The 4,134-nt window shown below is 73.7% G+C and carries 3 protein-coding genes; all 3 read left to right on the top strand.

Annotated features, from left to right (window positions below; translation table 11 throughout):
- Positions 1-4: 4 nt before the first annotated feature.
- Positions 5-1,204, top strand: coding sequence for a DUF58 domain-containing protein (locus tag DW309_RS17970; protein ID WP_446724769.1), 1,200 nt, complete (start codon positions 5-7; stop codon positions 1,202-1,204).
- A complete protein-coding gene (locus tag DW309_RS17965) occupies positions 1,201-3,612 on the top strand; it encodes a transglutaminase TgpA family protein (protein WP_136046149.1) in 2,412 nt (803 codons plus the stop codon). Before DW309_RS17970 ends, DW309_RS17965 begins: the two co-directional genes overlap by 4 nt.
- The coding region (locus DW309_RS17960; protein ID WP_136046148.1) for an RDD family protein at positions 3,609-4,134 on the top strand (526 nt) is incomplete at its 3' end. The genes DW309_RS17965 and DW309_RS17960, both read left to right, overlap by 4 nt.

Here is a 4,134-nt window from a genome sequence, read left to right as displayed (position 1 = left end):
GGACATCGCGGCGGTCCTCGGCGCGCGCGCCCTGTCGCGCCTCCGCCTCATGGCCGCGGCCGTGCGCCCTCTCGCGTGGGTGCTGATGGGCCTCGCCGTCGGGTTCTGGATCCTCGGGCAGGTCGCGGGGTGGGCGGAGTTCACGATCGCCGCGGTCGTGATCGCGATGGCCGTCGCCGTGTGCGCGCTGTTCCTGATCGGTCGCACGGCCTACGACGTCTCGCTCGACCTCGCCCGCACCCGCGTCGTGGTGGGGGAGCGGGCCGTGGGCGCCCTCACGCTCGCGAACCGGGGCTCGCGCGCCATCCTCCCGTCGCGCGTGGTGCTGCCCGTCGGCTCCGGCCGCGGCGAGTTCGGCATCCAGCGCCTCGCGCCGGGCGAGGAGGCGGAGGAGCTGTTCGCGATCCCCACGCACAAGCGCGGCGTGGTGAAGGTCGGGCCGGTGAGCGTGGTGCGCGGCGACCCGCTCGGCCTGTTCGAGCGTGCGCACCGCCGCGACGAGCCGGTCGACCTGTTCGTGCACCCCCGCACGGTGCTGTTCGACGGGCAGTCGCTCGGCTACCTGCGCGACCTGGAGGGCCTGCCCGCCGCCGACCTGTCGCGCGACGACGTGTCGTTCCACGCGCTGCTGGAGTATCAGCCGGGCGACGACCTGCGCCACGTGCACTGGCGCTCCACGGCCCGTACCGGCACCATGATGGTGCGCCAGTACGAGGAGACGCGCCGCTCGCACTTCGTGATCGGGCTGTCGCGCTCGACGGCGGAGTACGCGACCGACGACGACTTCGAGCTGGCGATCTCGGCGGCGGGATCGATCGGCCTGCGGGCGCTGCGCGACTCGCAGCGCGTCGACATGCGCGTGCAGGGGCGCGAGCTCCCCTCCGGCACCGGCAAGCAGCTGCTCGACTCGCTCTCGGCCGTCGAGGGCAGCAAACCCAAGGAGGGCGGCATCGCCGAGCTCGCGGGGGTGGTCGCCGCGACCATGCCGCTCGCGAGCGTGGTGGTGCTCGTGTGCGGGTCGCGCGTGCGCGCGGACGACCTGCGGCTCGCCTGCTCGCGCCTGCCGTTCGGCGCCCGCGTGCTCGCCGTCGTCGCCGACACCTCGGTGGACACCCCGGCGCTGCGCCGCATCGGCGACGCCGACGTGGTGACGGTCGGCGCGCTGGCACAGATCCCCCTCGCCCTGCAGAAGGTGCTCGCATGACCGCGCCCGCCACCGCCGCCCCTGCCCCGGTCGCGCTGCCGCTGCGCCGCTGGATCCTCGACCTCGGGGCGACCGCGCTGCTGGTGCTCACGGCGCTCGTCGGCTTCTGGCCCACGTTCGCCGGGCCCTCGTTCCTGCCCGCCGTGGTCGGCGGGGTCGTGCTGGGCCTCGCGATCGCGGCCGTGTCGGCGTGGCGCCGCTGGGGCATCCTGATCGTCGCGGGCCTCACGGTCGCGGCGTACTTCGTGTTCGGCGGGGCCCTCGCGCTTCCGCACACGGCACTGCTCGGGGTGGTGCCGTCGCTGGAGACGCTGCAGAAGCTCGCGCTCGGCACCGTCACATCGTGGAAGCAGCTGCTCACCACGGTCGCCCCGGTCGCGGCCGCCGACGGCCACCTCGTGGCACCGTTCCTGCTGGCGCTGGTGACCACGACCCTCACGGCCTCGCTCGCGCTGCGGCTGCGGTCGGTCGCGTGGGCGCTGATCCCGGCCGGCGTGCTGCTGATGCTGGTGATCGCGCTCGGCACGCCCGAACCGGCGTTCCCGCTCGTGCAGGGCCTGGTGTTCGCGCTGGTCAGCATGGCCTGGCTGGCGCTGCGGCAGCTGTGGGCGCCGCAGAACATGGCCGTGTCGGTGAGCGAGGTCGACCCCGCCCGTGCCGCGCACATGCGGATGCGGCGGCTGCTGGCCGGTGTCGCCGTGCTCGCGGTGGCCGGCGGGGCGGGCGTGGCCACGAGCGCCCTCGCCGCGCCCGCGCAGCCGCGGCACGTGTTCCGCGACGTGATCATCCCGCCGTTCGACATCCGCGACTACCCCAGCCCGCTGCAGGCGTTCCGCAAGAACGTGCGCGACGAGGCCGACGAGACGCTGTTCACGGTGCAGGGGCTGCCCAAGGGCGCCCGCATCCGCACGGCCGTGATGGACCAGTTCGACGGCATGGTCTACAACGTCACCGATGGCGGACCCACCTCGTCGAGCGCCTTCGCCCCGCTGCGCTCGGCGATGGCGCCCGAGGCGGAGGGCATCCCGGTGACGCTCAAGATCGCGATCGACGGCTACCGCGGGGTGTGGATGCCCACGGCCGGGCAGCTCGACGAGATCCGGTTCGACGGCGACCGCGCGGAGGACCTGCGCCGCGGCACCTACGTCAACACCTCGACCGGGACCGCGGTCGCCACCCCGACGCTGGAGAAGGGCGACGAGTACGCCGTCGACGCCGTGATCCCGACGCAGCCCGACGACGAGCAGCTCGCCGAGGTGCCGTTCGGTCGCGTGACCATGCCGAAGCCCAGCAACGTGCCCGAGGAGCTCACCGCGCTCGCGGCCGAGACCGTGTCGGGGGCGGAGAGCCCGATCGAGCAGGTGCGGGCGCTGGAGGACTTCCTCTCCGAGGGCGGGTTCTTCAGCCACGGCCTGGAGGGCGAGGTGCTGTCGCGCGCCGGTCACACGGCCGAGCGCATCTCGACCCTCATCGGCGGCGAGCAGATGATCGGCGACGACGAGCAGTACGCGGTGGCGATGGCGCTGCTGGCCGGACAGCTCGACATCCCGGCGCGCGTCGTGATGGGGTACTACCCCGACGAGGAGCAGGCGGGCGAGGCGGTGTTCGAGGCGACCGGCGACACCGTGCACGCCTGGGTCGAGGTGAACTTCGACGGGATCGGGTGGGTGACGTTCAACCCCACGCCGCCCGAGGACCAGGTGCCGAACGACCAGAACACCAAGCCGCGCGTCGACCCGAAGCCGCAGGTGCTGCAGCCGCCGCCCCCGCCGCAGGAGCCGGTCGACCTGCCGCCGACCCTGCCGGACGACCGCGAGTCGGAGGACGAGAGCCTCAACCTCGCGGGCATCATCGGCGCGATCCTGCTGATCGGCGGGATCTCACTGGCCGTGATCGCGCTGCTCATGTCGCCGTTCATCGTGATCGGGGCGTGGAAGGCCGCGAGGCGCCGGGCGCGGCGATCGGCCGCGCGCACCGCCGACCGCATCAGCGGCGGATGGGATGAGCTCACCGACCGCGCGGTCGACTACGGCGCGCGGCTCGCCCCGGGCGGCACCCGCGGCGAGGAGGCGGCCGTGGTCGCGTCGACGCTGACGGTGCCGCAGGTCACGACCCTCGCCGAGCGCGCCGACGCCGAGGTGTTCGGGCCGACGGAGCCGACGGCGCAGGACGTGGACGCCTTCTGGAGCGAGGTCGACGAGATCGTCGGCGGCCTCGGCGAGCAGGCCGGGTTCTGGAAGCGCGTCAAGGCACGGCTGAGCCTGCGCTCGCTGCTCGGCGGCACCGCGGTGTCGCAGGGCTTCCAGAGTCTGAAGGAGGCGGCGGCCGCGCGCGTGCGCCGCGAACCTGGCACCATCAAGAGCAACGACGAGACGCCCCCGCCGTCGACCGAGAGTGAGACCCCATGACGCCGCCCGCGCTCACGCAGATCGCGCCGATCTCCCGCCGGGTGATCGCCTACGTCATCGACGCCGCGATCGCGGCGGGCCTCGGCATCCTGCTCGGCGGCGGTCTGCTGGTGGCCACCTCGCTGTCGGGCGGCCTGGAGGCCTCGCTCCTGACGCTGCTGATCGGCGGCCCGATCGTGAGCCTCGTGCTGCTGGCGTGGTTCGTCGTCTACACCGTGATGCAGGCCGGAAAGGGCTCGATCGGCATGCGCGCACAGGGTCTGCGCCTGGCCACCGCGGCGGACGGTGCCCCGCTGCGCTTCGGTCGTGCCCTGCTGCGCAACATCGTCTTCGGTCTGGCCGGTGCGATCGTGGTGGGCTACTTCAGCCCGCTGTTCGACGGCTCCGGACGCTTCCAGGGCTGGCATGACAAAGCCGTCGGGTCGCTGATGCTCGACGCGCGGGTCGCGGCACCCGAGCCCGAGCCGGAGCCGGAGCCCGTGGTCGAGGCCCCGCCGCTGCTGCCCGCCCCGTCGTTCGAGC

Source organism: Microbacterium sp. K41 (assembly GCF_004794395.1).
In the GTDB taxonomy this organism is placed as follows: domain Bacteria; phylum Actinomycetota; class Actinomycetes; order Actinomycetales; family Microbacteriaceae; genus Microbacterium; species Microbacterium sufflavum.
The sequence above is the reverse complement of the archived record's forward strand: the minus strand, read 5'-3'. Positions and strand labels throughout refer to the sequence as shown.

What these genes read in the sequence shown, in the direction of transcription:
- DW309_RS17965 (WP_136046149.1), top strand. Translation starts at nt 1,201, where the DNA reads ATGACCGCGCCCGCCACCGCCGCCCCTGCCCCGGTCGCGCTGCCGCTG.